General features: G+C 70.4%; 26 protein-coding genes and 1 pseudogene. 16 read left to right on the top strand and 11 right to left on the bottom strand.

Translation table 11 applies throughout. The features are described 5' to 3' along the window. Window positions 1-21: 21 nt before the first annotated feature. A complete protein-coding gene (gene pstB / locus VG296_RS01070) occupies window positions 22-798 on the top strand; it encodes a phosphate ABC transporter ATP-binding protein PstB (RefSeq protein ID WP_325562033.1) in 777 nt (258 codons plus the stop codon). 52 nt (window positions 799-850) lie between these two features. Here pstB and VG296_RS01065 read toward each other — a convergent pair whose 3' ends face one another. From VG296_RS01065 to VG296_RS01050, 4 genes are all read right to left on the bottom strand, one after another. Next, on the bottom strand, window positions 851-1,864 hold the full coding sequence (locus VG296_RS01065; protein ID WP_325562031.1) for an inorganic phosphate transporter: 1,014 nt from the start codon (window positions 1,862-1,864) through the stop codon (window positions 851-853). Between the two features lie 6 nt (window positions 1,865-1,870). Beyond that, the gene (locus VG296_RS01060) at window positions 1,871-2,491 is read right to left on the bottom strand and encodes a DUF47 domain-containing protein (RefSeq protein WP_325562029.1); all 621 of its coding nucleotides are present in this window, start codon (window positions 2,489-2,491) and stop codon (window positions 1,871-1,873) included. A gap of 298 nt (window positions 2,492-2,789) precedes the next feature. Beyond that, window positions 2,790-3,017 (bottom strand): hypothetical protein, encoded by a 228-nt coding sequence (locus VG296_RS01055; protein ID WP_325562027.1) that lies wholly within the window; start codon window positions 3,015-3,017, stop codon window positions 2,790-2,792. A 192-nt stretch (window positions 3,018-3,209) separates the two neighbouring features. Further along, complete coding sequence (locus VG296_RS01050) at window positions 3,210-4,034, bottom strand: hypothetical protein (RefSeq protein ID WP_325562025.1); 825 nt, start codon at window positions 4,032-4,034, stop codon at window positions 3,210-3,212. Between the two features lie 239 nt (window positions 4,035-4,273). Between VG296_RS01050 and VG296_RS01045 the strand changes: the two genes are divergently transcribed. Continuing rightward, window positions 4,274-5,170, top strand: a complete 897-nt coding sequence (locus VG296_RS01045; RefSeq protein WP_325562023.1) for an NAD(P)-dependent oxidoreductase — start codon at window positions 4,274-4,276, stop codon at window positions 5,168-5,170. Window positions 5,171-5,182: 12 nt separating this feature from the next. On the opposite strand, the gene VG296_RS01040 is transcribed toward VG296_RS01045, so the two are convergent. Beyond that, window positions 5,183-6,250 (bottom strand): bifunctional lytic transglycosylase/C40 family peptidase, encoded by a 1,068-nt coding sequence (locus VG296_RS01040; RefSeq protein WP_325562021.1) that lies wholly within the window; start codon window positions 6,248-6,250, stop codon window positions 5,183-5,185. Between the two features lie 299 nt (window positions 6,251-6,549). Between VG296_RS01040 and VG296_RS01035 the strand changes: the two genes are divergently transcribed. From VG296_RS01035 to VG296_RS01015, 5 genes are all read left to right on the top strand, one after another. Further along, entirely contained in the window at window positions 6,550-6,870 is a 321-nt protein-coding gene (locus VG296_RS01035) for a hypothetical protein (RefSeq protein WP_325562019.1), read from the top strand. A 175-nt stretch (window positions 6,871-7,045) separates the two neighbouring features. Beyond that, window positions 7,046-7,903, top strand: coding sequence for a hypothetical protein (locus VG296_RS01030; protein WP_325562017.1), 858 nt, complete (start codon window positions 7,046-7,048; stop codon window positions 7,901-7,903). Next, on the top strand, window positions 7,893-9,191 hold the full coding sequence (locus VG296_RS01025; RefSeq protein WP_325562015.1) for a hypothetical protein: 1,299 nt from the start codon (window positions 7,893-7,895) through the stop codon (window positions 9,189-9,191). Before VG296_RS01030 ends, VG296_RS01025 begins: the two co-directional genes overlap by 11 nt. A gap of 64 nt (window positions 9,192-9,255) precedes the next feature. Beyond that, on the top strand, window positions 9,256-10,782 hold the full coding sequence (locus VG296_RS01020) for an SCO6880 family protein (protein WP_325562013.1): 1,527 nt from the start codon (window positions 9,256-9,258) through the stop codon (window positions 10,780-10,782). A gap of 10 nt (window positions 10,783-10,792) precedes the next feature. Then, the gene (locus tag VG296_RS01015; protein ID WP_325562011.1) at window positions 10,793-12,553 is read left to right on the top strand and encodes an ATP-binding protein; all 1,761 of its coding nucleotides are present in this window, start codon (window positions 10,793-10,795) and stop codon (window positions 12,551-12,553) included. Here VG296_RS01015 and VG296_RS01010 read toward each other — a convergent pair. Beyond that, a complete protein-coding gene (locus tag VG296_RS01010) occupies window positions 12,542-12,694 on the bottom strand; it encodes a hypothetical protein (RefSeq protein WP_325562008.1) in 153 nt (50 codons plus the stop codon). The genes VG296_RS01015 and VG296_RS01010 overlap by 12 nt on opposite strands. Window positions 12,695-12,943: 249 nt before the next feature. On the opposite strand from VG296_RS01010, the gene VG296_RS01005 reads away from it, so the two are divergent. The 4 genes from VG296_RS01005 to VG296_RS00990 are packed head-to-tail and all read left to right on the top strand — an operon-like array spanning window position 12,944 to window position 16,242. Next, window positions 12,944-13,474: a hypothetical protein gene (locus VG296_RS01005; protein WP_325562006.1), complete on the top strand. Its 531-nt coding sequence runs from the start codon at window positions 12,944-12,946 to the stop codon at window positions 13,472-13,474. A gap of 50 nt (window positions 13,475-13,524) precedes the next feature. Next, a complete protein-coding gene (locus tag VG296_RS01000; protein ID WP_325562004.1) occupies window positions 13,525-14,418 on the top strand; it encodes a DUF4097 family beta strand repeat-containing protein in 894 nt (297 codons plus the stop codon). 4 nt (window positions 14,419-14,422) lie between these two features. Next, entirely contained in the window at window positions 14,423-15,391 is a 969-nt protein-coding gene (locus tag VG296_RS00995; RefSeq protein WP_325562002.1) for an ATP-binding cassette domain-containing protein, read from the top strand. Window positions 15,392-15,393: 2 nt separating this feature from the next. Further along, window positions 15,394-16,242: an ABC transporter permease gene (locus VG296_RS00990; protein ID WP_325562000.1), complete on the top strand. Its 849-nt coding sequence runs from the start codon at window positions 15,394-15,396 to the stop codon at window positions 16,240-16,242. Between the two features lie 44 nt (window positions 16,243-16,286). Here the strand turns inward: VG296_RS00990 and VG296_RS00985 are convergent, their stop codons facing one another. The 5 genes from VG296_RS00985 to VG296_RS00965 all read right to left on the bottom strand — a co-directional run bounded on the left by VG296_RS00985 (window position 16,287) and on the right by VG296_RS00965 (window position 22,241). Then, complete coding sequence (locus VG296_RS00985) at window positions 16,287-17,276, bottom strand: NUDIX hydrolase (RefSeq protein ID WP_325561998.1); 990 nt, start codon at window positions 17,274-17,276, stop codon at window positions 16,287-16,289. Window positions 17,277-17,283: 7 nt separating this feature from the next. Beyond that, window positions 17,284-18,177 (bottom strand): CHAD domain-containing protein, encoded by an 894-nt coding sequence (locus VG296_RS00980; RefSeq protein WP_325561996.1) that lies wholly within the window; start codon window positions 18,175-18,177, stop codon window positions 17,284-17,286. Window positions 18,178-18,298: 121 nt separating this feature from the next. Further along, complete coding sequence (locus tag VG296_RS00975; protein WP_325561994.1) at window positions 18,299-20,449, bottom strand: RNA degradosome polyphosphate kinase; 2,151 nt, start codon at window positions 20,447-20,449, stop codon at window positions 18,299-18,301. 113 nt (window positions 20,450-20,562) lie between these two features. Further along, entirely contained in the window at window positions 20,563-21,483 is a 921-nt protein-coding gene (mshD, locus tag VG296_RS00970; protein WP_325561993.1) for a mycothiol synthase, read from the bottom strand. A 47-nt stretch (window positions 21,484-21,530) separates the two neighbouring features. Then, window positions 21,531-22,241, bottom strand: a complete 711-nt coding sequence (locus VG296_RS00965) for a response regulator transcription factor (RefSeq protein WP_325561992.1) — start codon at window positions 22,239-22,241, stop codon at window positions 21,531-21,533. 225 nt (window positions 22,242-22,466) lie between these two features. Here VG296_RS00965 and VG296_RS00960 point away from each other — a divergent pair, with 225 nt between their 5' ends. From VG296_RS00960 to VG296_RS32645, 5 genes and pseudogenes are all read left to right on the top strand, one after another. Further along, the gene (locus tag VG296_RS00960) at window positions 22,467-22,754 is read left to right on the top strand and encodes a MoaD/ThiS family protein (protein ID WP_349259417.1); all 288 of its coding nucleotides are present in this window, start codon (window positions 22,467-22,469) and stop codon (window positions 22,752-22,754) included. Window positions 22,755-22,760: 6 nt separating this feature from the next. Continuing rightward, entirely contained in the window at window positions 22,761-24,053 is a 1,293-nt protein-coding gene (locus VG296_RS00955; protein WP_325561988.1) for a hypothetical protein, read from the top strand. Window positions 24,054-24,119: 66 nt separating this feature from the next. Next, window positions 24,120-24,908 (top strand): DUF2993 domain-containing protein, encoded by a 789-nt coding sequence (locus VG296_RS00950; RefSeq protein WP_325561987.1) that lies wholly within the window; start codon window positions 24,120-24,122, stop codon window positions 24,906-24,908. Between the two features lie 108 nt (window positions 24,909-25,016). Beyond that, window positions 25,017-25,097: an Ms5788A family Cys-rich leader peptide gene (locus VG296_RS33140; protein WP_414641039.1), complete on the top strand. Its 81-nt coding sequence runs from the start codon at window positions 25,017-25,019 to the stop codon at window positions 25,095-25,097. Between the two features lie 130 nt (window positions 25,098-25,227). Beyond that, window positions 25,228-26,061: pseudogene (locus VG296_RS32645) on the top strand (sulfurtransferase). Window positions 26,062-26,093 lie beyond the last annotated feature (32 nt).

The raw sequence follows: 26,093 nt of genomic DNA, 5'->3' as shown, positions 1-26,093 counted from the left end.
AAGAAAGAAGACTTGAGAACCATGGCCAAGCGAATCGACGTCTCCGGACTGTCGGCGTACTACGGCTCGGTGCGGGCGATCGAGGACATCAGCCTGACCGTGGAGCCGCGCACGGTGACCGCCTTCATCGGCCCGTCCGGGTGCGGCAAGTCCACCGTGCTGCGGACGCTCAATCGGATGCACGAGGTCATCCCCGGGACCCGGGTCGAGGGCAAGGTCATGCTCGACGACGTGGACCTGTACGGCGCGGGCATCGACCCGGTCGCGGTGCGCCGCACCGTCGGCATGGTCTTCCAGCGGCCGAACCCGTTCCCGACCATGTCGATCTACGAGAACGTGGCGGCGGGCCTGCGGCTCAACGGCGTGCGCGGCAAGAACGACCTGGACGGCATCGTCGAGCAGTCGCTCAAGGGCGCGAACCTGTGGAACGAGGTCCAGGACCGGCTGAACAAGCCGGGCATGGGCCTGTCCGGCGGTCAGCAGCAGCGGCTGTGCATCGCCCGGGCGATCGCCGTCTCTCCGGACGTGCTGCTGATGGACGAGCCCTGCTCCTCGCTCGACCCGATCTCCACCCTCGCCATCGAGGACCTGATCGCGCAACTGAAGAACGAGTACACGATCGTCATCGTGACGCACAACATGCAGCAGGCCGCGCGCGTGTCGGACCGCACCGCCTTCTTCAACATCGAGGGCACCGGCAAGCCGGGCAAGCTGGTCGAGATCGACGACACCCCGCGGATCTTCGCGAACCCCTCGCAGCGAGCGACGGAAGATTACATTACCGGCCGCTTCGGCTGAACGGGCAAGACGAACGCCCCCGCGGACGAGTTCCGCGGGGGCGTTGTTCGTATCAGCCGAAGATCGCGTGTGTCGGGTAGTAGAAGATCGCCGCGCAGCAGGCGGCGGCCGGCATCGTCAGCAGCCAGGCGATGACGATGTTCTGCGCCACGCCCCAGCGCACCGCCGAGCGCCGCTTCGTCGCGCCGACGCCCATGATCGAACCGGTGATGATGTGCGTGGTGGACACCGGCGCCGGATAGATGAACGCGGTGAAGTAGAGCACGAGCGATGCGACGGTCTCCGCCGCGAAGCCGCGCGGCGGGTCGAGCTCGATGACCTTGCGTCCCAGGGTCCGCATGATCCGCCAGCCGCCCGCGCAGGTGCCGGCCGAGATGGCCAGCGCAGCGGCCCACAGCACCCACCAGGGCACCGCCGACTTGCTGGTGGCGTGGCCGCCCGCGATCAGCGCGAGCATGACCACGCCCATCGACTTCTGCGCGTCCTGGATGCCGTGGCCGAGCGCCATGCCGGCGGCCGAGACCGTCTGCGCCATCCGGAAGTTCCGGGTCACCCGGCCGGGACGCGCCCGGCGGCAGGCCCAGAGGATGCCGATCATCAGCGCGAAGGCCAGCGCGAAGCCGACCAGCGGGGAGATCAGCATCGGCAGGACGACCTTCTCCCAGACCCCGGACCAGTTCACCCGCAGCCCCGAGGCCAGGCCCACGCCGACCATCCCGCCGACCAGCGCGTGCGTGCTGGACGAGGGCAGGCCGTAGTACCAAGTGGCCAGGTTCCACGTGATCGCGCCGGCCAGCAGCGCGAAGACGATCACCAGGCCGCGCGAGCCGTCCGGCGGCACGCCGATGATCCCGCTGGTCACGGCCTTGGCCACGCCGCCGCCGAGCTGCAGGCCGAGCCACGCGCCGAGCAGGTTCATCACGCCGGCCATCAGCAGCGCGATCCGGGGGGTCAGCGCCCGGGTGGAGACCGAGGTGGCGATCGCGTTCGCGGAGTCGTGGAAGCCGTTCGTATAAGCGAAGCCCAGGGCCACCAGGATGACCACGATGAGCCAGAAGTTCAGCACGGCGGCTCAGGACTCCTTGACGGCGATCGTCTCGATCGTGTTCGCCACGTGCTCGAAACCGTCCGCGGCCTGCTCCAGGGTCTCCACGACCTCCTTGAGCTTGAGCACGGTCATCGCGTCGAACTCGCCGGAGAACAGGTACGCCAGCAGCCTGCGGTAGACCTGGTCGGCCTGGTTCTCCAGACGGTTGATCTCGATCCAGTACTCCCGCAGGTCCTTCATGGTGCGCAGCCGGGGCATCGCCTCTGAGGTGAGGTCGGCCGCCCGGACCAGCACGTCGACCTGGTCGGCCACCCCGTCCGGCAGCGCGTCGATCTGGTAGAGCGAGACCAGGTCGGCCGCGGCGTCCATCGCGTCCATCACGTCGTCCAGCAGGCTCGCGAGCGCGTAGATGTCCTCGCGGTCGAAGGGCGTGATGAAGGAGGAGTTGAGCTGCTGGTAGATCTCGTGGGTGATCTCGTCCGAGACGTGCTCCGCGTCGCGCATCCGGTCGGCGATCTCGGCCCGGCCCGCCTTGTCGGCGCCGAGCAGCTCGGTCAGCAGGCCGGCCCCGACGACAAGGTTGTCCGCCGCCTTGGCGAACAGGGCGTAGAAGCTCGTCTCCTTCGGAGTCAGACGCAGGCGCACGGGGCTCTCCGGCTTGTGGTTGGGGACCAGGATGAAGACAATCAGTGGATCTTGGTCCGGGAAGTCCAGTGTTCCATGACCACAAGGATGGTAGACGCTACGTCGCGCAGGCGCGCCGAGGAGCCCATTCGGACCCGCGCGTGACCGGGGCTACCCGAGGGTCGTCCGACAGGCCCGTACGGGCCGCGGGAGGCGGCGACTGACGCCTCGTCAGCAGAATCTGGTTGAGAGATAAATCACGTAACCCGGCGTTCATCGGGGGTTCATCTGCTCGCGCGCTACCTGCGGGGCACCGCGCTCAGGCGCGGACCGTCAGCCCCAGGATGCGGTCGATGTCCGCCTGGGAGAGCGGCTCGTCGCTGCGCTCGGCCGCGATGATCAGCTCCGCGTATAGCTCGATCTCGTCCAGGGCCACCCTGTCGTGCACGGCGCGATAGCGCGGTCCCGGGGACGGCGCGCTCGGGCGTGCGGCGCGCGAAGCCCGCTGCCCCGAGGCCCCCGACGCCCCGGCTTTGGACGAAGTCACAGACGCCGTCGTGTCAGTACGCACCCAGACCACCTCCTCGCGGCTCGCGGACCGAAGTGACAGTCGGCTCCCTCGTATTCAAGGTTAGGGGCGCCTTAATGTGACCGCCATGGCCCGACTGGGCCATCCACGCGTGGTCCGGACCACCTTTTCGGCACCGCCCGGTTCGCCGCGCGGTGCCCACCCGACCGGTCAGTTCGCCGCGAGCACGTCGGCGGCGGCCGGTGCGGCCACGGTCACCTTCTTGCCCAGGTCGTACAGGTCGGTGCTGGAGACGATCGTCACCGAGCCCTTCGCCGGGGCCGGCGCCGGGAACTCGAAGTGCGCCACGAAGCGCCGCACCCGGCCGTCGGCGTCGAGGTAGACGTCGAAGGGGACCGCCTGCTTGGTGAAGGAGCCCCCGGCGGCGGCGAGCGCGGCGTTCTCCGGGGCCGGTGCGGCCTTCGCGGCGGCGAGCAGGTTGAGCGTGCCGGCGTAGTGCGCGACCGGGATGTCGTACACCTTGTCCTGGCCGACGTACTTGACCGCGCCGCCGGACGCGCCCGCGCCGGTGAGCATCGCGAAGGCCAGGATCGGACTGGTGTACCCGGCGCTGATCAGGTCGCCGTCGGCAAGCCGCTGCGAGTCCACCTGCACCCACTTGCCGGTGCTGCCGGTCGGCCGCATGTAGAGCACGGTCGGGGTGACCACCTCGTCCAGCGTGCTGTGCGTGCTCACGTCCGGCGGCACGGTGAGGGTGATCGAGCCGAGTTGCCTGGCGAAGTCGAAGGCGCCGGTGCCGGAGAACTCGTCGGTCCTGCCCTGCGCGGTCATCGACACCGAGGTCGCCACCTCGGCGCTGCCGATCTTCAGCGAGGCGGTCCCGGCCGAGCGCACCGCGGCCACCGGGTCGGCCGCCACGGACACCCCGGTCGGGGCGGCCGCGCAGGATGACGCCGCCAGCGCGCAGCCGAGTCCCGCCGCCGCGAGCCCGGCGCGTTCCAGGAACCGCATGCGCTTTCCGGTCGCCGTCTCCACCGTGACACACCTCCAGTGCGACGCCGTGCGCCGCCGTCCGTTTCGAGAAAAGTGGCTGTGAACTTGTATGGATGTCAGATTTCCGGTGAAACCGGGAGCAAGAGGGGCGCGAAGTACGGCAGACTGTCCCCGGTGGCCGCGCCCGGACTCCACAACGAGCCGAATGGGTGCGGGTTACGCGGGTAGTGGACTTGAGCGGGCCCTCGAAGGGCCCTGAGTTCGTTCGAGGAGAGGACAGGATGCGGGTATTCGTCGCGGGAGCCACCGGGGTGCTGGGCACCTCGGCCGTGCGGAATCTGGTCGCCGGGGGCCACAAGGTCACCGGTGTCGCACGGAGCCAGGCGAAGCGGGACACCCTCGCCGCCCTCGGGGCGACCCCGGTGGAGGCCGACCTGTTCGACCCCGTCGCGCTGCGCCACGCCGTCGCCGGCCACGATGTCGTCGTCAATCTGGCCACCCGCATTCCCTCGGGCACGGCCGGACTGCGCGCGAAGAACTGGCGGGAGAACGACCGAATCCGCACCGAGGCGAGCAAGAACCTCGCGGACGCCGCCGCGGCCGAGGGCGTACTGCGCCTCGTGCAGGAGGCGATCTCGTTCGTGTACGAGAACGGTGGCGCAGAGTGGATCACCGAACGTCACGCCGTACGCTCGAACGCCCTGACGCAATCCTCGGTCACCGCCACCAAGCACGCCATGGACTTCGCCGACGCCTACCGCTTCGCGGTGGTGCTGCGCTTCGGCCTGCTCTACGGCGACGAGCCCGCGACCCGCTGGCAGGTGGATCGGGTGCGCAAGGGCAAGCCGGCCGTCATGGGTGATCCCGACAGCTACATGTCCCCGATCACGGTGCAGGACGCGGCGGCCGCGGTCGTCGCCTCCCTCGCCGCGCCCTCCGGCGTCTACAACGTCTCCGGCGTGCCCCTCACCCGCGCCCAGTGGGCCGCCGAACTCGGCTCCGCCGCGGGCGTCGGCGGTCCCGCGAGGTTTCTCTCCCCGCTGACCCTGCGTCTGATCGCCAAGCGCGTCGATCCGCTCATCCGCTCGCAGCGCATCTCGTCCGACGCCTTCCACAACGCCACCGGCTGGCGCGCCCGCACCCCCGTGTCCGACGGCCTTGCCGCGGCGGCCCGCTGACGCCGCGTCGGATCAGGGAGAGGCCGTCGCCGAGGGCGTCGCGAGGCCGGTCGCCACGGGCCAGGACGGGACCGTGGAGTAGGGACGGACGGCCCCGATGTACTGCGGATTGAACCCGTCGATCGGGTCGAAGCGGATGAACGCCCCGGTGTGCGGGGCATCGATCATCGCGCCGCCGCCGACGTATATCCCGACGTGCTCGATCGTGCTGGGATCGTTGACGTTCGTGGCGAAGAAGACGAGGTCGCCCGGCTGCAACTGGTCCCTCGGCACGTGCACGCCCGAGTACCACTGGTCGGCGGCGACTCGGGGGAGCGTCACGCCGGCGCTGGCGTACGCGGCCTGGGTCAGGCCGGAGCAGTCGAACTGGCCGTTCTCGGCGGCGGTTCCGGTGCCCCCGTAGAGATACGGCGTGCCGAGGCGGTCGTAGGCGAACTTGATGGCCTGCACGGCGACGCTGCTCGCGGCGATGGTCGTCGTGGTCGGCTTCGCGAAGGCCTTCTCCAGCGCCTCGATGTTCTTGACGTAGTTCTCGGTCTGCGAGATGTGCGGGATGCCGTCGGCCTGGATCACGGCGCCGGCGCCCGCGTTGTAGCCCGCGAGCATGTTGCCCACGGCGTCGCCCGGCACCTTCGAGAGCTGACTCGCCAGCGCGCAGTCGAAGCGGGCCGCGGCGGGGATCTCGTCCGCCGGGTTGAACGGATTCTCCTTGCCGTCGCCGTCGTTCGGCGAGGCCCAGGTCGTCCAGGTGTACGGCTCGAACTGGGTGATGCCCTCGGCGCCGGTGTTCGAGACCGCGTTCGGGTTGAAGCCGGACTCCTGGTAGAACTGCGCGGCCAGCAGCGGCGCGCTGAGCGTGGGGCAGGTCGTCGCGGCCTGCTGGATCAGGCCGGCGTAGGCGCTCGGGACGGTGCCCGGCTGCAGCGACTCCTGCACCTGGACCGTCTCGGAGGAGGAGATTCCCAGTGCCACGACCGTGACGCCGGCCACGATCAGGAAGGGGACGAGCAGCGCGCCGATCCCGACCCAGATCCATTTGTTGGTCAGGCGAAGTGCGGGGGGCGGAGCCGGGCGCAGCAAGGTTCCCCCTTTCGTGCCGCTCTAGCCTCACCTGGGTGGAAAATGGTTTCCCCGCTGTGCCTTAGGACCAATCATGGTTGGGCTCGGTCTCCGACGGGAAAACTAGTCGGCGCGGGCTCGGCGCCGGGCTGCCCGCGAGCCCTATGATAAGGGCAGGATGACGCCGCGTCAGCAGCCGTCTGCACTGCGGAATCCCCGTTCCGCGCGGCGACGACGGCCGGATGCGGCGTGTTCAGCAGCATGCTCCACAATGCTTCCAGGATGCTTCAAGCAGCGCGACACAGATTGGGGGCCGCCAGATGGCCTTGGCGACGGTCCTTGCCGCAGGCAACGGAAACATCGGCAACATCATCAACGGGATCGCCCCCAACTGGGGTCCGTTCGGCTCGGTGGGTCAGCAGGCGAAGGTGCTGATCGAGGTCATCATGGCGGCGGCGATCCTGCTCTGCCTCGGCATCGCGATCTGGGGCGCCGCGAAGCAGCGCATCGGCGCCACGGCGCTGCGCGACTCGTTCAGCGCGGAGCAGGGCAAGGGCCTGATCATCGCCGGGCTCACCGGCGTGTTCATCATCGGCAGCCTCAGTACGCTCTTCACCATTGTCTACGGTATGGCGATCTGATCATTGTGGGTGCTGATTCGCCGGGGTGCGCGGCGGGTAGACCGCCGTCGGCGATATCGAAACCGGTTTCCATATCCATCGGGAGCCGGCCTCGGTACTCGCACACACAACGCATCGTTGGACCGTGCGGCGGCCTGAAGTGAGCCGGCCGCGCCGCACCGATCGGGGTTCCACCGTGGAAGCTGGGCCGACCCGCCGGCCGCCGGCCGCCGGCGACTCCGGCGGCGTGCGCACCCGGATCAAGCTGCCCGCCGACCCGTACTCCGAGAACGTGCCCCGCCGCTCGCTGCGCGGGCCGCTGATCATCGGCGGCGTGGTCGTCGCGCTGTTCGCCGTCATCGCTCTGGTCAACCAGGGCGGCAAGGGCGGCGGTTCGCCGAGCGCGGCAGCGGCCACGGCCACCACCGCCCCGGCGACGGCGAGCGCGACCCCCAGCAGTTCGGCCACCTCGCTCACCACCGCGTACGACGCGGGTCAGGCCTCGGACACCGCGGACGGCGTCCCGGTCGGCTACCCGCACACCAGTTCCGGCGCACAGGCCGCCGCGGCGAACTACGTGGTCGCGTTCAACTCGGCCGACATGGTCCGTTCCTCGGTCCGCTCCCGCCTGGTGAACGCGATCGCCGACCCGGCCATAGCGTCCTCGCTCGAGGGCCAGTTCGACGCGGCCTACGCGCAGATCGACAACACCTACGGCCTGTCGAGCTCCGGCGCGGCCCCCGCGGGCCAGACGTACGTGGAGCGGGCCGCTCCGGTCGGCGTCTCGCTGGTGAGCGACTCCGGGGACACCGCCACCGTCTCGGTGTGGGTGGTGACCCTCGCGGGGCTCGCCGGAACCAACACGCAGCACGCCGTCTCCGAGGACTGGGCGACCGTCACCGTGACGCTGAACTGGACCCACGGGGACTGGAAGTGGTTCTCCTTCCAGTCCGCCGACGGTCCGGCACCCCTGGGAGGCTTGCAGACACCGGCCGCCGGGTCGACGCTGCAAGCAGCCGTCTCGAAGTTCGGGGGTCTGCGCTATGGCCGGTAGTGGATTCTTCGCCGCCGCGGATCCGTGCGCCGCGCTCTTCGGCAGTGTGAAGCAGGCGTGTGAGAACACGGGCAAACTCGTCAACGGCACCACATCGGGCAGCACCTCGGCGAGCTCGATGCTGACCGATCCACTGGGTTCCATCGCGAAATCCTGCGCGCAGGCGGCGGCCTGGGTCATCGACCAGGTGTCCGGCGCGGTCGGCGGCAACAGCGGTGTGGACTTCACCAACTCGGGCTTCTTGAAGCAGTACGCGATCGTCTTCGCCGCATCGAGCATTCTCACCGTCGTGTTGTGGATGCTCGCGGTGATCAAGCGGGCCGTGCGCGGGGACGCGGTCGTCACGGCCGTGACCGAGGCGACGGGCTTCCTGTGGCTGGCGGTCGGCGCCTCCGCGTTCACGCCGGTGATCCTCTACGGCATGGTCACGCTGACCGACTCGGTGACCGACGCGATCGGCTCGACGACGAATTCGGGCACGAACAACTTCCTCAGCTCCTTCGCCAACACCCTCAGCCCGACCAACGGCTCCAACTCGACCATCGGCGGCGGGCCGATCCTGCTCATCTTCATCTCGCTGGTCGCGATGATCGCGGCTGCGGTGCTCTGGCTCGAGCTGCTGATCCGGGCCGCGATGCTGTACGTCGGCGCGGCGCTCGCCGGCGCGGTGTACGCGGGGCTCGTGGACAAGGACCTGTGGCCGCACGTACGCCGCTGGGCGGGCCTGATGATCGCGGTGGACATGGTGAAACCGGTGATCGTCATCGTGCTCGGACTCGCCACGGCGATCTCCTCCGGGACCACGCCGAGCTCCGCGTTCGCCTCGGTGCTCTCCGGGCTGGCCATCATGGTGCTGTCGATCTTCGCCTCGGGGCTGATCTACCGCTTCGTGCCGAACTTCGGCGACGACATGCTGCGCATCGCCCAGTCGCGCTCCGGCGACGCCCCGGCGCAGGTGCAGCAGGGCGCGATGGACGGCCCGGCGACGCGCATGCAGCAGGGCATCGCGGCGCACGGCGAGCGTGCAGGCAACCCGGTCGCGGCGCCCGCCATGGCGGCGCTCGGCGCCGGGGCCGGGCTGGCGGCGCAGGGGCTCAAGGCCTCCGCGCGACTGGCCCTGCAGCGTCCCGATCCGCAGGTCGGCACGATCGGCCCGGGCGCGGGCGGTCCCGGCGCGGGGATGCCGCCGCAGGGTCCGACGATGCCCTCGGCCAACGCGGGACGCGGCGCGTCGGACGGCCGTGGCGCGTCGGTCCCGGGCGCCGGAACCGAAGGGGCGAACGCGTGAGCCGGATTGAACGCTGCGGCTACGAGCGTCGCCGCCGCTCCGTGATCGGCGAGGGGGTCACGCGATGAGCGGTACCGAGGGCTATGAGCGTCGCCGGGCCTTCCTGATCGGCAAGGCCAAGCCGAACGCGATCGTCGGGCGCAACCGGGACAGCGGCGAACTCGCCGTGCTCGCCGTCGGCTGCCTGCTCGCGATGGTCTGCGGCTTCGCCGTGCCCACGCTGCCGCTGAAGATCCTCACCATCGTCGGCTGTCCCGTGCTCGCCGGCGCGATCGTGTTCGCGCCGTACCGCAAGCGCACCTACTACAAGTGGTTCGAGATCGAACGCACCTACCGGCGGTTGCTGCGCAGCCGCGCCGCGTTCTACGCCTCCAACGCCGACATCGCGGGCACCACGCTCGGCGGCAAGGAACTCGCGGTGCAGACGCCTCCGGGCATCGGCCAGGTGCGCTGGATCACCGCGCGCTTCGGGCCGGACGAACTCGCGGTCCTGATGCACCTGGACCGCGGCACCATCACGTGCACCATCGAGATCGAGGGCCCCGGTGTCGGCTCGCGGGACGCCGAGGACCAAGAGGCGCTCGTCGACCGATACGGCACGCTGCTGCGGCATGTGGCCAACGGCGACGGGTTCGTGACCCGGCTTCAGATGCTCGCCCGCACGCTGCCCGCGGACCCGGACGCGCACGCCAAGGACGTGGCGCGGCGCGGCGATCCGAACTCCCCGGCCTGGATCCGCGACTCGTACGCGCAACTGCTGTCGATGGTCTCCACCTCCAGCGAGCAGCACCGCACCTACGTGAGCGCCTGCATGGCCTACACGCGCGAGCTGGCCACCGAGGCGCGCGTGATGTCCGGCGGCATCGACCTGGACCACGGCATCTGCGTCATCATGGTGCGCGAGCTGACCGACATCTGCGCCCGGCTCGCCGACGCCGACATAAAGGTCCGCAGGCCGCTGGACGTGCCAGCGCTCGCCTCGCTCGTGCACTCCATGTACGACCCCGAACACCCCATCGACCACACCGACGGCATGGACGAACGCGACGCGTGGCCGGCCGAGTTCGACGCCGCCGCGCCGATGTTCCTGCGCGCCAAGACCCGGGAGTCGCTCACCGCGGACCCGTGGTGCCACGCGACCGCCTGGATCCGCGAGTGGCCGCTGACGCCGGTGGCGGTCAACTTCCTGGCTCCGCTGCTGGTGCACACCCCGGATGTGATCCGCACGGTGGCCGTGGCGATGGACCTGGAGCCGACCGAGGTGGCGATCGAGCGGATGCTGACCGAGCGGGTCAACGTGGACGCCGAGGCCTCCCGGCAGGCCAAGCTCGGCCGCGTCGACGACCCGCGCGAGCGCGCCCACTCCAGCCGCGTCGACCTGCGCGGCGAGGACCTGGCGGCGGGCGCGTCGGGGGTGAACCTGGCCGGGTACATCACGGTCTCCTCCCGCTCGCCGGAGGCGCTGGCCCGGGACAAGCGGACCATCCGCGCCTCGGCGGGCAAGAGCTTCCTCAAGCTGGACTGGTGCGACCGCGAGCACCACCGCGCCTTCGTCAACACCCTGCCGTTCGCCACCGGCGTGCGGCGGTAAGGAGCAACGCATGGCCACCAGGGGCGGCATCGGCGACCTGATCACCGAGGGTTTCGCGACGGCCCTGTTCGGCCGGCGGGAGACGACGCGGATCCCGGTGCGCACGTCAAGCAACCAGGCCGAGGCGATCTACCTGCCGACCGCCGCGCCCGGCCTCGGCGACTCCGGCGTGATCATCGGCCGCGAGGTCTACAGCGGCAAGGGCTACGTCTACGACCCCTTCCAGCTCTACGGCCAGCAGCTGCCCGCCCCGCACTGGCTGGTGCTCGGCGAGTCCGGCAACGGCAAGTCGGCGCTGGAGAAGACCTACGTGCTGCGGCAGCTGCGCTTCCGCGACCGGCAGGTCGTGGTGCTCGACGCGCAGGGCGAGGACGGCGTCGGCGAGTGGAACCTGATCGCGGAGGCCTTGGGGGTCAAGCCGATCCGGCTCGACCCGCACGCGCGCGGCGGCCAGGGCATCCGGCTCAACCCGCTGGATCCGGCGATCACCAGCACCGGCCAGCTGGCGCTGCTGCGCACCATCGTCGAGGTCGCGCTCGGCCGCTCGCTGGACGAGCGTTCCGGCTACGCGCTCAAGGCCGCGCACACCACCGTGCACGCCGACGCGCAGCTGACCGGCGAGCAGGCGATCCTGCACGACGTCGTGGAGGCCCTGCGCGAACCGCGCCCGGAGGCCGCGGAGGAGATGAACATCGGGCTCGAGGACGTGCGCGAGTGGGGCCTCGACGTCGCCCTCGTGCTCGACCGGCTCGTGGACGGCGACCTGAAGGGCATGTTCGACGGCCCGACCACCGACGGCATCGACCTCGACTCGCCGCTGATCGTCTTCGACCTGTCCACGATCGACCGCAACTCGATCGCGATGCCGATCCTGATGGCCATCGTCGGGGTCTGGCTCGAGCACACCTGGCTGCGGCCGGACCGGCGCAAGCGCATCCTGCTGGTCGAAGAGGCCTGGCACATCATCAACTCGCCCTCGGTGGCGCAGCTGTTCCAGCGGCTGCTCAAGTTCGGCCGACGGCTCGGCCTGTCCTTCGTCGCCGTGGTGCACCACCTGTCCGACGTGATAGACGGCGCGGCGGCCAAGGAGGCGGCGGCGATCCTCAAGATGGCCTCCACCCGGACGATCTACATGCAGAAGTCCGACGAGGCGCGGGCGACGGGCCGGGTGCTCGGCCTGCCGCGCTGGGCCGTGGAGATCATCCCGACGCTGTCGCCCGGCATCGCGGTCTGGGACGTGAACGGCGACGTGCAGGTGGTCAAGCACATCATCACCGAGGTCGAGAAGCCGCTGGTGTACACCGACCGCGCGATGACCGAGAGTTCGCCGCGCGAGGGCTTGGACGCCCCGCCGATCGCGCCCGCCGCGCTGCCCCCGGTGATGCCGGTGCTGGAACCGCTGATCCCGTCCGTCGCCCGCGCCCTGCCGCCGACGCGCGCCGTCGTCGCGGTGCCGCAGCCGCAGCAGCCGGTGGCCCTGCCGGTCACCTCGGCGGCGGCTAAGCAGCAGCAGGCGCAGCCACCGCAGCAAGCGCGATCGCAGCAGCCGGGCAGCGCGGGGTCCGAGATCCACGAGCCGGAGATCGAGGACGTCCCCGAGGACTCTCCGGTCCCTGGCCTGCGTCCGGTGGCCCCGCCGACGCTCTCCGCCGCCTCGAAGCCGAGCATGGACGACCCCGAGCTGACCGCCCTCGCGGCGGCCCTCTTCGGCCCGCGCGCGCAGACCCCGAGCCACCCCCGGCAGCAGGGTGACGCGGACTCAGCCCGCTGAGTCCGCCGAGGGCCGGCACGGCCAGAGGTTCCCGCACAGGCAGTAGTCCGGACCGTTCGCGATGGCGACGAGTCCGTGCACCTCGTGCCGGAAGTCGCGGGTGTGGGTCTGCGGAACGTCCTGCCGTGTAGTGCTGTTCACAGTGACTCCTCACAGCGAGCTGATGGGCTCTCACTCATTGCAACGAGCGTCCACTGTTCTAGTCACGATGCCATCAAACGATTGTCGGAAGTTACGACCGGAGCGCGGCACCGCATGGCGCCGGGTGGCACTACATGGTGCCATGCGGTGCCACTGCCGCATAGCGATGGCACCACTCGCGACCTGTCAAGACGCCATCCTGAGCCAATATGGCTTGCACTGGTGCCAAAGTGGTGCCATATTTGAGCCATGGAACTCACCCAGTACGTCGAAAACCTCCGCCGCGAGCTGACGACCGCGGCCGAGGTCGGCGGCGAGGACGCCCGCGCGCTCGCCGACCGGCTGCTCGCGCCGCTCGACGCGGCGGTGCGGCTCACCCTGCTGGAGGCCCTGTCCGCCGCGGCCGAGGAGATCACCGCCGAGCTCGCGCCCGGCTCCGTCGATGTCCGGCTGCGCGGCGGGACGGCCGGATTCGTGGTGACGCCGCCGGCGCCCGCCGCTCCGGCCGCCGCCGACGTCGCGCCAGGACCCGTCGAGGTGCGGCTGCCCTTCGCCGAGGGCGACGACTCGACGATGGTCCGGATCAACCTGCGGCTGCCCGCTAATCTCAAGGCCCTGATCGAGGACGCCGCCGCCGGCGGCGGGCTCTCCGTCAACGCCTGGATCGTCCGGGCCGCCGCGGCCGGGCTGGCCAACGAGGGTCGGCGCGGCACCCGACCGGCTTCCACGTCCAGGTCGGACCGCGTCGTCGGCGAGGGCTTCACCGGCTGGGCCCGCTGACCATGAATAACCCACCACCGAGAAACCGTTCCGAGCAAAGGATTCCCGAGATGTCCGTCTCGACCTTCAACACCCCGTCCCCCGTCACCGCGACCCTCGACCTGTACGTCGCCGACGTCCGCTTCGCCGTCACCGACCGCACCGACACGATCGTCGAGGTCCGGCCGAGCGACCCGAACAAGTCCGCCGACGTCAAGGCCGCCGAGAACACCCGCGTCGAGTACGACGAGGCCACCCGGACGCTGAGCATCGCGTCCAGGAAGCCCCGCACCCGCTTCGTGAACTTCAGCAGCAAGCGCCCCGAGTCGATCGACGTCCTCATCCAGCTGCCCAGCGACTCCGACGTCCGGGGCGAGGCCGAGATCGGCGACTTCCGGTCCGACGGCGTGCTCGGCACCGTCGATCTCAAGACCAACCTCGGCGCGGTCCTGCTCGCCGAGACCGGACCGCTGAACGTGCGCGGCGGCGTCGGCCAGATCACCGTCGAGGGGGTCAGCGGCTCCGCCCACGTGACCAGCAGCTCCAGCAACATCCGGATCGGCTCGGTGGACGGCTCCGCCGATGTCTCGACCAGCAACGGGAAGGTGCGGGTCGGCGTCATCACCGGTCCCGCGAACGTCAAGGCCGCCAACGGCGCGGTGTCCGTCGACCGCGCGCTGTCCGACATCACCGCCGCCAGCTCCAACGGCGAGGTGCAGATCGGCGAGGTCGTGCGCGGCAAGGTGTCCGCCACGTCCAAGAACGGCAGCGTCGAGGTCGGGATCCGCGAGGGCAGCGCCGCCTGGCTGGAGCTGAACACCGGCGTCGGCCGCGTCTACAACGAGCTCACCTCCACCGACGCCCCCGAGGCCGGCGAGCCGGTCGACAAGGTCGAGGTGCACGCCGACACCAAGCTCGGCGACGTCACCATCCGCCGCGCCCCCCGTCTCGACCAGGAGGTCTGACACCGTGATACCCGCCACCGGCACGACGAGCACCACCGGCCCGCGCGCCGTCGCCGCGATCTCGGCGCGCGGCCTGCGCAAGTCCTTCGGCGAGAGGACCGTGCTCGACGGCATCGACCTGACGGTCCAGCAGGGCACGATCCTCGCCCTGCTGGGCCCGAACGGGGCCGGCAAGACCACCGCGGTCCACCTGCTGACCACCTACCTCCGTCCCGATGCCGGCGAGATCCGCGTCGCCGGCCGGGATCCCGCCGAGCAGCCGCAGGCGGTGCGCCGCGCGATCGGCGTCACCGGCCAGTTCTCCGCGGTCGACGGCTATCTCACCGGCCGCGAGAACCTGATGCTGATGGCCGACCTGCACCTGCTGCCGAAGGACCTCGGCCGCCGCCGGTCCGCCGAGCTGCTCGAGCGGTTCGAGCTGACCGAGGCCGCGGACAAGGCGGCGTCGACCTACTCCGGCGGCATGAAGCGCAAGCTCGACCTGGCGATGACCCTGGTCGGCAACCCGAAGGTGATCTTCCTCGACGAGCCGACCACGGGCCTGGACCCGCGCAGCCGGCGCACGATGTGGGACATCATCCGCGGGCTGGTCGCGGAGGGGACGACCATCCTGCTCACCACCCAGTACCTGGAGGAGGCCGACCAGCTCGCGCATCGCGTCGCGGTGCTGGACGGCGGCCGGATCGTCGCCGAGGGAACGCCCGCCGAGCTCAAGGCGCGCATCCCCGGTGGGCACATCGAGCTCGCCTTCGCCGACCGCGCCGAACTGGACTCCGCCGCGCTGGTACTCGACCCGACCGGGCGCGACGACGAGGCGCTCACGCTTCAGCTCGCCGGCGACGGCAGCGTCAGCACCCTGCGGACGTTGCTGAGGCGGCTGGACGACGCGGACGTCGACGTCGAGTCGCTTTCCGTGCACACCCCCGATCTCGACGACGTCTTCCTCGCACTCACCGGCAAGAAGGGAGCCTGACCATGAGCACCATGACGATGGCCGACACCGGCCTCGACACCGCCGACACCCGTTCCCACGCGCTCGTCCACGCGCGGGTCATGCTGCGCCGCAACCTGCGGCACCTGCAGCGCTATCCCTCGCTGACCCTGATGGTCACCCTGATGCCGCTGGTCTTCCTGCTCCTGTTCGTCTACGTCTTCGGCGGGACGCTGGGCTCGGGGCTCGGCAGCGGAATGCCGGCCGGCCTGCACGGCGGCCGGTCCGCGTACGCGAACTACGTCGCCCCGGCGATCATCCTGATGGCCGTGGCCGCCGCGGCGCAGGGCACGGCGATCGCCGTCGCGCAGGACATGACCGAGGGCATCATCGCCCGCTTCCGGACCATGGCCGTCGCCCGGTCTGCGGTGCTGACCGGGCACGTCGTGGCCGCGGCCATCCAGACGTTGATCGGCGTCGTGGTCGTCACCGCGGCCGCGGTGGGCGTCGGCTTCCGGCCGCACGCGAACGCGGCCGAGTGGCTCGCGGCCTTCGGCGTGGTCCTGCTGCTGACCTTCGCCGTGACCTGGCTGTGCGTCGGCCTGGGGCTGTCGGCCAAGAGCGTGGAGACCGCGAGCAACTCGCCGATGTTCCTCATCCTCCTGCCGTTCCTCGGCAGCGGGTTCGTTCCGACCGACTCGCTGCCGGCGGGGATGCGCTGGTTCGCCGAGTACGAGCCGTTCACCCCGGTGAACGAGACGCTGCGCGGCTTGCTGACCGGAACGAGGATCGGCGACAATCTGGTCATCACGATCGCCTGGTGCGTCGGCGTCGCGGTCCTGTCATACGTCTGGTCGCGGCGACTGTACGAGCGGGAGCCGAAGGCACACTGAGTGAACTGAAGCCGTAGTAGGACCCTCGACATCCGAGGGTCCTACTACGGCTTCAGCCGGTCCACCGCCACGAGCCGCGGCGACCGATTCCCGTCAGCCGACGCGGCGTCAAAATGCAGGACCCACGCACAGCCTGTGGGCAGCGGGTCGTTCGCCCAGCGGTCGGCGACTTCGGGGTCCCAGGGCTGGCCGTTGAGCGTGGGTTCCTGCTCGGCATCGGCGAAACCGGGGCCGTAGAGCACCGCGGAGATCAGTTCGTCGAGCAGGGGGCCGTGCGTGCAGACGATCGCGCCGGTGCGGCGATCGGCGAGTTCCCTGAGCCAGGAGACGATGGCGCGCGGGGCGTGCACGTAGGAGATCTCGGTCAGCGCCGAGTCCAACTTCAGCTCCACGCCGTGCAGGTCGGCGTAGGGCCGGACGGTGCCGATGCAGCGCACGGCGGGGGAGCTGATCAGGTCCTCGGCGCCGTAGACCGCGAGCAGTTCCGCGAGTGCGATCGCCTGCTGCCGCCCGGCGGGCGCGAGAGGGCGGGCGAGGTCGTCGGAGTACCGGCCGCCGCGGCGCTCGGCCTTACCGTGCCGCTGCAGCACGATCGGGAACGTCTCGGCCGGGCCGGACAGGAGCGCGTCGAGCACCTCGACGTCCAGCGGGCTCGTCAGCCGCTCCCCGGCCTCCTCGGCGGCGAGCCACTCGAGCTCGTCCACCTCGTGATTCGCGACGAACTCGCCGGCGTCCGCGATGCGCGCGGCCCAGTACTTGACCCGCTTGGGGCGGCCGAGCACCTCGTACGCGGTGCCCGGCAGCCTGCGGCCGAGGACGACGCGGTACGCCGTCTCCTCCTCCACCTCGCGCATGGCGGTGAGCACGGCGTGCTCGCCGGGCTCGGCCTTGCCCTTGGCGAAGGACCAGTCGTCGTAGCGCGGACGGTGGATCAGCGCGATCTCAAGATCCTTGCCATCGGCGGTCGGGCGCCACAGCACCGCGCCGGACGCCTTGATCCGACCCTGGTCTTCTGAGCTCAGCGGCATCGGCATAGCAAGATCAGCGTACTTCCTCGGCGAACCAGGCTCGGTAGGACGGGGCCGTGGCGGAGGTCCACAGATCGGGGAAGGAGCGCCGGGAGCGGGCGATCTCGGCCCGCGACTCGCCGAGCAGCCGGCCGAGCACGAAGCCGGTGCTGGTCGCGATGCGCGGGGACTGGGCTGCGCGCAGAACGATGTCGCCGGCCACGGCCGCGTCCTGCTGCTGGCCGAGCTCCTCGGTGATCCGGCTCAGCTGCGAGGCGAAGGCCTCCGCCGGGATGCCGATGACCGGCACGCACACCTCGGCGGCGTACCTGGCCCGCTTCGCGCTGATCCGCAATCGGTGCCAGGCCTCGTCGGGGCCGTGCTGGTCCACCGCGGCGGCCCGCTTGGCCACCTGCGCGAACTCGGCGCGCACCAGCGGCGGCAGCACCCGCTCCGCGCTCTCGCCGAGCACTCCGTCGCCGGTCGCCACGGCCTGCGGAGCCAGCGCGATCCGGTCGGCCAGCGCGTGGAAGTCGGGGCCGGCCAGGGCGGAGAGCGTCGCGTCGTGGGCCGCCGCGTAGTCCTTGCCCAGCATCCGGTCCAGCAGCGTGTGCGCGCGCAGCACCCCGGAGTCCTCGGTGCCGTATTGTTCCAGCGCGCCGAGCAGCCGCTCCCTGACCACCTCGATGTCCCGCTCCGGGGCGATCACGTCGGTCAGCGCGGAGATCTGCTCGCTCAGCCCGTCGGCCCAGTCCGCGTCGAGCAGCGGACGGTAGGTGCGCAGCACCGAGCGGGTGCGCCGGCAGGCCACCCGCAGCTTGTGCGCGGCCTCCGGCTTGTCCTGGCGCAGCCGTGGCAGCTGCGCCAGGAAGGCGTTGCTCTGCTCCGCCAGATACATGCGCAGCACGTCACCCGCCGTCGGGTCCATGCCCCTGTCACCTGCTTCCGCCCCGTTGATCCTGGTCGCATACATCTGACTCATCCACATCGCTACGGCGCCCTGGTGGCGGCGCCGGTCGGACCGCGTCCCGGCTCGGGACGGGGGAAACTCAGCCCATTCGGGCCCGCCGCGCCGCCGAGCGCCGGTTGCGCGCGGCGATCAGCGCGGACTGCACATCCCTGGTGGGTACGCCCTCGGGCGCGCTCCGGCGGGTCCAGTCGCCCTCCGGGCCGAGCTCCCAGCACGAGGCGTCCGGCGCGAACACCGTGTCGATGAGCCCGATCAGGGTATTGCGGTGGGCCGGCTCGGATATCCGCACCAGAGCCTCGACGCGCCGGTCGAGGTTGCGGTGCATCATGTCCGCCGAGCCGATCCAGACCTGCGCGGGCTCGGCCGCCGTGCGCACGGCACTGCGGCTCGGCAGGTCCTCGCCGAAGATGTAGATCCGCGAGTGCTCGAGGAAGCGGCCGAGCACGCTTCGGACCCTGATGTTCTCGGACAGCCCCGGCACCCCGGGCCGCAGCGCGCACATCCCGCGCACCACGAGGTCCACCGGCACGCCGGCCTGCGAGGCGGAGTAGAGCGCGTCGATGACCGCCTCGTCCACCAGCGAGTTCATCTTCATCCGGATGCGCGCGGTGCGGGCCAGCGCCCGGCGGCCGCTGAGCATCTTCGCCTTCTCTCCTTCGATCTTCTCGATGATCGAGTCGCGCAGACCGTTGGGCGCGGTCAGCAGGCGTCGGTAGCTGGTGGTGCGCGAGTAGCCGGAGAGCCGGTTGAACAGGTGCGTCAGGTCCTCGCCGACCTGCGCGTCGCAGGTGAGCAGGCCGAGGTCCTCGTACTGCCGGGCGGTCTTCGGGTTGTAGTTGCCCGTCCCGATGTGCGCGTACCGGCGGAGCCTGCCGCCCTCCTGCCGCACCACGAGGGAAAGCTTGCAGTGCGTCTTGAGGCCCATCAGCCCGTAGACCACATGGCAGCCCGCCTGCTCCAGCGTGCGCGCCCAGACTATGTTGGCGTGCTCGTCGAACCTGGCCTTGATCTCGACCAGGACGAGCACCTCCTTGCCCGCCTCGGCCGCGTCCACCAGCGCGTCCACGATCGGAGAGTCGCCGCTGGTGCGGTAGAGCGTCTGCTTGATCGCGCGCACGTCCGGGTCCGCCGCGGCCTGCTCGAGGAAGGCCTGCACCGAGGTGGTGAACGAGTCGTACGGGTGGTGCAGCAGGATGTCGTGCTGGCGCATCGCGGCGAACACGTCCACCCCGGCACTGGACTCGAACTCGACCAGATCCGGGTGCATCGCGGTGGCGAACGGGGTGTACTTCAGCTCCGGACGGTCCTCGCCGGCGATGGCGAACAGGCCGGTCAGGTCGAGCGGCGCGGGCAGCCGCATGATCTCGGCCTCGCCGATTCCCAGCTCCCGCACCAGCAATTCGAGCACGCCGGGGTCGATGGTGTCCTCGACCTCGAGCCGCACCGGCGGCCCGAAGCGGCGGCGCTGCAGCTCCTTCTCGAGGGTCTCCAACAGGCTCAGCGACTCGTCCTCCGCCTCGACCTCCACGTCCTCGTTGCGGGTGACGCGGAAGGTGTGGCAGCCCAGCACCTCCATGCCGTTGAACAGGTGCGGCAGGTGCGCCGCGATCAACTGCTCCAGCGGCACGTAGCGCTGCTCGCTGACCTCGATGAAGCGCGGCAGCAGCGGAGGCACCTTCACCCTGGCGAAGTGCTCGTGCTGGGTGACCGGGTTGCGCAGCTGCACCGCGAGGTTCAGCGAGAGACCGGAGATATAGGGGAACGGGTGCGCCGGGTCCACCGCCAGCGGCGTGAGCACCGGGAAGATCCGCTCCCGGAAGAGCACGTAGAGCTCGTCCTGCTCGGGCTTGCTCAGATCGTTCCAGAGCACGATCTCGATGCCCTGCGCGGTCAGCTCCGGACGCAGCTGCTCCTGGAAGTACAGCGCGTGCCGGTTCATCAGCTCGCGCGTGGTCGCCCAGATCCGCTGCAGCTGCTCGCGATGGCTGATGCCGGAGGGGGTGGCGCCGGCGGCTCCGGTGGCGATCCGCCGCTTGATGCCGGCGACCCGCACCATGAAGAACTCGTCCAGGTTGTTAGCGAAGATCGCGCTGAACTTGGCCCGTTCGAGCAGCGGCACGTCCTTGTCCTCGGCCAGGTCGAGCACCCGGCTGTTGAACTGCAGCCACGACGCCTCCCGGTCCAAGAAGCGCGACGCGCCTGTCGCGGTCGGGTCACCAGGCTGTTCCATGATCCAACTCTCGCATAGCGCGATGAACGGAGAGTGTCCTCCGCTCAGATTTTCGGTGTACCCCCATCGATTCCCGATATCAAGCCGTCATACGCTCGCTATCTCGCCTCCACCTACCCGCGCACCCGGTACTCCAGATCGACGGACCGGGTGTGGAATCCCGCCCGCTCGTAGAGCCGCACCGCCCCCGTGTTGTCCCCGTCCACGTAGAGGATCACGGTGCGGAAGCCGCGCTTGGTCAGATAGTCGAGGCCCTGGTGCAGCAGCACCCTGCCGAGCCCGGTGCCCTGCGCGCTCGGCGAGACGCCGAGCACGTACACCTCGCCGACCTCCTCCTCGGCGTACGAGCCGGCCGGATGGGTCTTCGTCCAGTGGAATCCGACCAGTTCGCGATCGGCGTCCGCGCCGCGCTCGGCCAGGAAGAACCCGGCCGGGTCGAACCACGACTCGGCCTCCCGCTCGGCCAGGTCCGCCAGAGTCCACTGGCCCTGCTCCGGATGGCTCGCGAAGGCCTCGCCGTTCAGCTTGACCCAGGCCTCGTCGTCCTCGCCGGGCCGGAAGGCGCGGATCGAGATCCCGGCGGGCGGCTTCGGCGAGAGCGCGGTCGGCGTCCAGCCGGTCACCTCCATCAGCCGCAGTTCGCGGGATTCGACGAGCCCGAGCTTGGCGGCCACGCGCCGGGCCCCGGGATGCGCGCCGTGCGCCCAGAACCGGGTCGCCCCGGCCTTCAGCGCGTCCCGCGCCAGCAGCGTGCCGAGCCCGGCGCCGCGTGCCTCGGGGGCGATCACCAGCTCGCAGCTGCGGCCCGCGTCGGGGTCCGCGGGGTCGGCGTTGCCTATATAGGCGTAGCCGAGCACGGCGCCCGCGGCTCCGTGCTCGATCAGGTGGACGGTGCCCGCCCTGCCGTGCGCGACGGAGAGTCGCGCCTCCTCGGACAGCGGCACGTGGCCGTCCGCCGAGGCCGCCGCCGCTACCAGGGCGGTGACCCGTTCGCGATCGGGTCCGGTCAGCTGTCCCAGGGTCTGCTCACGCATGTCTACACAGTAGATGTGCGGAGGTCCGCGGGGCGGATCTTGCGGGGCTAGACGGTGACGTTCTCGCGCTGCTCGGTGCGCTTGTCCGGGTTGACGAAGCGGTAGCCGACGTTGCGCACGGTGCCGATCAGCTGCTCGTTGTCGGTGCCGAGCTTCGCGCGCAGCCGCCGTACGTGCACGTCCACGGTCCGGGTGCCGCCGAAGTAGTCGTAGCCCCAGACCTCCTGCAGCAGCTGCGCCCGGGTGAAGACCCGGCCGGGGTGCTGGGCCAGGTACTTCAGCAGCTCGAACTCCTTGAAGGTCAGGTCGAGCACGCGGTTGCGCAGCCGCGCGGTGTACGTCGCCTCGTCGATGACCAGGTCGCCGTTGCGGATCTCCAGCGGCAGGTCCTCGTTGCCCGCGGCGGCGGCGAGCCGGCCCAGCGAGAGCCGGATGCGCGCCTCGAGCTCGGCCGGGCCCGCGGTGTCGAGCAGCACGTCGTCCACGCCCCATTCGGCGGTGACGGCGGCGAGCCCGCCCTCGGTGGTGACCAGCAGCATCGGGCAGTCCAGGCCGGTGGTGCGCAGCAGCCGGCACAGCGAGCGGGTGGCCGGCAGCTCGCGCCGGCCGTCGACCAGCAGCACGTCCGCGGGCGGGGTGTCCATCAGGGCGGACGCCTCGGCGGGCGCGACCCGGACGGTGTGCAGTAGCAGCCCGAGAGAGGGCAGCACTTCGGTGGAGGGCGCGAGCGCGTTGGTCAGCAGCAGTAGCGTGGCCATCCGGAGAGGCTCCTTCCGCCGGGCGGTCGTGCGGGTTTCGTAACCTGCACGTAAAAAGCAGCAAAGGATCCGGTGGCTTCGTCGCCCGGATCCTTTAACAGGGAGGATAGCCGACATGACCACCAGGTGTCTGTAACGAAGAACACACGATCTGATCTGGAGCGTGTCCACGCCCCGGACGCCGTGGCGGATACTTGCTCAAGAACGTGTGGCTTGAAACTAGCGATGGGTCGGGTGCTGGCCGTGACAGCGACACTGCGTTTCTGGGCCGCCGCGCGAGAGGCGGCCGGCGCGGCGGAGGAGACCGTGGGCGCCGGCACCCTCGCCGAAGCCCTGGACGAGGCGGTGCGCCGGCGGGGCGGCGAGGGCGGCGGCGGCGCTGAGCTGCGGCGCGTGCTGAGCAGGTCGTCCGTGCTGCTGGACGGGGTGCAGGTGGGCCGGGCCGACCCCGCGTCGGTCGAGCTGTCGGACGGAGCGGTGATCGAGATCCTGCCGCCCTTCGCGGGGGGCTGAGCCGCGATGAGCTACGAGTCCTACGAGCCGTACGAAGAGTATGAGCAGCAGCCGCCGTCGCAGCAGCCGTACGAAAATTACGATCAGCAGCAGTATCAGGAGTATCAGCAGTACGAGCAGCCGCAGCAGCCTTACGGGCAACAGCAGCCCTATGAGCAGCAGGCGTATCAGCAGCCGTACGAGGGCCAGTATCAGGACCAGCAGTGGGCGCAGTCCGGGCTCGGCTGGGAGCAGCAGGCCTGGAATGAGGCGCAGGCCGCCGGCGGCTACCAGTACACGCAGGTCAACGAGCTGTCCGGCACGGATTTCCAGCAGTACCGGGCCGATCTGCCGCGCGATATGCCGGTGCCGGACTATCCGCCGGAGTACCAGCGGTCCCCGGAGTACACCGAGTACGCGGATTACGCCGAGGAGCCGGCCGGATTTCCGCATCAGCGCGCTGAGGACCCGGTGCCCGAGCCCGAGGCGGCGTACGAGCGTGAACCCGAGCCCGCTCCGTCCCCGCCCCCGGCTCCGCGGCGGACCGCCCCGGCGCCGACGGCCGCCGCGGGCCGCGGCTCCTTCGGCGCGGCCGGGCTCGGCGCGCTGGCGGCCGTCGCCGCGATCGCCTCGACCGGCGCGCTGCTGGTGGTGGTCGCCCTGATCCAGGCGGGAATCGCGATCGGCTGGCAGCAGGCCATGGGCGCGCGCGAGCGCGGACGCCCGGACCGGCGCGCGATGGTGCTCACCTCGCTGATCGGCTGGGCCGCGACGGCCGCGGCCTTCAAGCTGACGCCGGACAGCGCGTCACTCGGCATCCCGGCGGCCCTCGGCGTCGGATTCCTGCTGCTCGCGGCCGACCAGATGACGCGTCGCGGCCACCCGTTCGGCGACGGCGAGCGGGTGGCCGGGCTCGGCATCGCGGTCGCGGGCGGACTGTTCGCCGTGCTGCCCGCCGGATTCGTCGTCGCGGAACGCATCGATTCCGCGCTGACCGGAGCGTGCGCGTCGGCCGCCGCGCTGGGCGTGCTCTGCTGCGCGCTGCTCGGCCGCAACCCGGTGCGCGGGATCGTGGCGGCACTCGTGTTCGGTGCCGGCGTCGGGGCGTACGCGGCGAAGGCGCTGCAGGCCGACGGGGGCCTGCGGGCCGGCGCGCTGGGCGGCGCGGTGGCGGCGCTGGCCGCGGCCACCGCGGTCGGCGCGCTGGACCGGATCGTCACGGAAGCCGAGGCGCGCGGTTCGACCCGCATCGTGTCGCAGGCGTTGCCGGTCGCGCTCTCCGCGGTGGGCGCGCTGATCGCCTCCGCGGTTTTCCGTTGATACGACGGCAATCCCGTCGGCTCCGAGGCTCGCCGCCGGAGCACGAAGCGGAATACGCTGAACCGTGTGACTGAGCCGACCGTGCCCATGCCGCATGACAGTTGGGAACAGCCGACGATGCCGGTGCAGACCGACAGGCCGCCGCGCCGCCGGCGCCGCGGCACCAAATGGCTGATCGCGCTGGTGATCCTGCTCGGCCTGCTCGTCGGGGCGGACCGGATCGCCCTGCTGGTGGCAGAGGACCAGCTCGCCGGCCGAATCCAGTCGTCCCAGCATCTGAGCCAGAAGCCCGGCGTGAGCATCTCCGGCTTCCCCTTCCTGACCCAGGTGATCTCGCGGGACTTCCCGCACGCCACCGTCGACATCCACGGTCTGACCGCGAACACGCTGACCATCACCGACCTGCACGCCGACCTGCACGGGGTGCACGTGAACGGCGCCTTCAACGGCGCGACCGTGGACTCGCTCACCGCCACCGCGCAGATCTCCTACAGCGACATCGCCAAGGCGTTGTCCTCGCAGCTGAACGTGGCGGGCGTGCAGGTGGGCGCCATCCAGGTCACCAAGGCCGGGAACGACCAGATCAAGGCCACCTATGACCTGCTCGGCGCGACCGTCAGCGCGATCGTCGACGTGAGCCTGGCGGACGCCAACACGCTGGAGTTCAAGTCGGTCAGCTTCGACACGCCGCTGTCCGGCCTGGTCACGCCCTCGAACTTCGACGTGAAGTACAACCTCGGCTCGCTCCCCTTCGGGATGAACCTGACCCAGCTGACGTTCACCGCCTCCGAGGTGGACATCTCCGCCACCGGCAGCCACGTGAATCTGAGCCAGAGCACGACATCCGGCGGCTGACTTGCGGAGATGCGTACGCCGCGCGGCCATGTTTCAGATGTGAGACCATCGTCTCACTCAGCGAGATGTTCGTGACAGCCCGCCCGATCCGTCCCTAGTATCGAGGTCATGAGACCTCAGGCAGAGCTCACCAAGCGGCGCGCAGTCGACCTGTGCCGCGTCGCCACCTGCCTGTGTCGCCCGGCCTGACCCAGGCCGCGCCGCGCCTGCCCGTTCATGGCCGGCGCATCCCCTTCGAGCCTGGTCCGGCCCGCATTCCAGCACGCTTGAAACATGGCGTATCCGGAAATTTCCAACCTTTCTTTATCAGGAGACTCATATGAGCCGCAACGACGTCCTGGTCGACGCCGATTGGGTCGAGGAGCACCTCGACGACCCGAAGGTGGCCGTCGTGGAAGTGGACGAGGACACCAGCGCGTACGAGAAGAACCACATCCGCAACGCGATCCGCATCGACTGGAAGCGCGACCTGCAGGACCCGGTCCGCCGCGACTTCGTCAACAAGTAGCAGTTCGAGGCCCTGCTGTCCGAGCGCGGCATCGGCAACGACACCACGGTCGTGCTCTACGGGGGCAACAACAACTGGTTCGCCTCCTACGCCTACTGGTACTTCAAGCTTTACGGCCACCAGGACGTGAAGCTGCTCGACGGCGGCCGCAAGAAGTGGGAGCTCGACTCCCGCGACCTGGTCGAGGAGGTGCCCTCCCGCCCGGCCGCCAACTACGTGGCGCAGGAGCAGGACACCGCCATCCGCGCCTTCCGCGACGAGGTCGTGGACGCGATCAACGTCAAGAACCTGGTCGACGTGCGCAGCCCCGACGAGTTCTCCGGCAAGCTGCTCGCCCCCGCGCACCTGCCGCAGGAGCAGTCGCAGCGCCCCGGCCACGTGCCGAGCGCCAGGAACATCCCCTGGTCGAAGGCCGCGAACGACGACGGCACCTTCCGGTCCGACGCGGAGCTCACCGAGCTCTACCAGGAGGAGGGCGTGGACCTGGCCAAGGACACCATCGCCTACTGCCGCATCGGCGAGCGCTCGGCGCACACCTGGTTCGTGCTGCACGAGCTGCTCGGCCAGGAGAACGTGAAGAACTACGACGGCTCGTGGACCGAGTACGGCTCCCTCGTCGGCGTTCCGATCGCGCTCGGCGCCTGAGGTAGCAAGAAGGCGCAGCGAGTTTTCGCGTG

Source organism: Actinospica sp., from assembly GCF_035552695.1.
GTDB lineage: Bacteria > Actinomycetota > Actinomycetes > Streptomycetales > Catenulisporaceae > Actinospica.
Note: the sequence above shows the minus strand (reverse complement) of the source record. Positions and strands in the feature narration are given on the sequence as shown.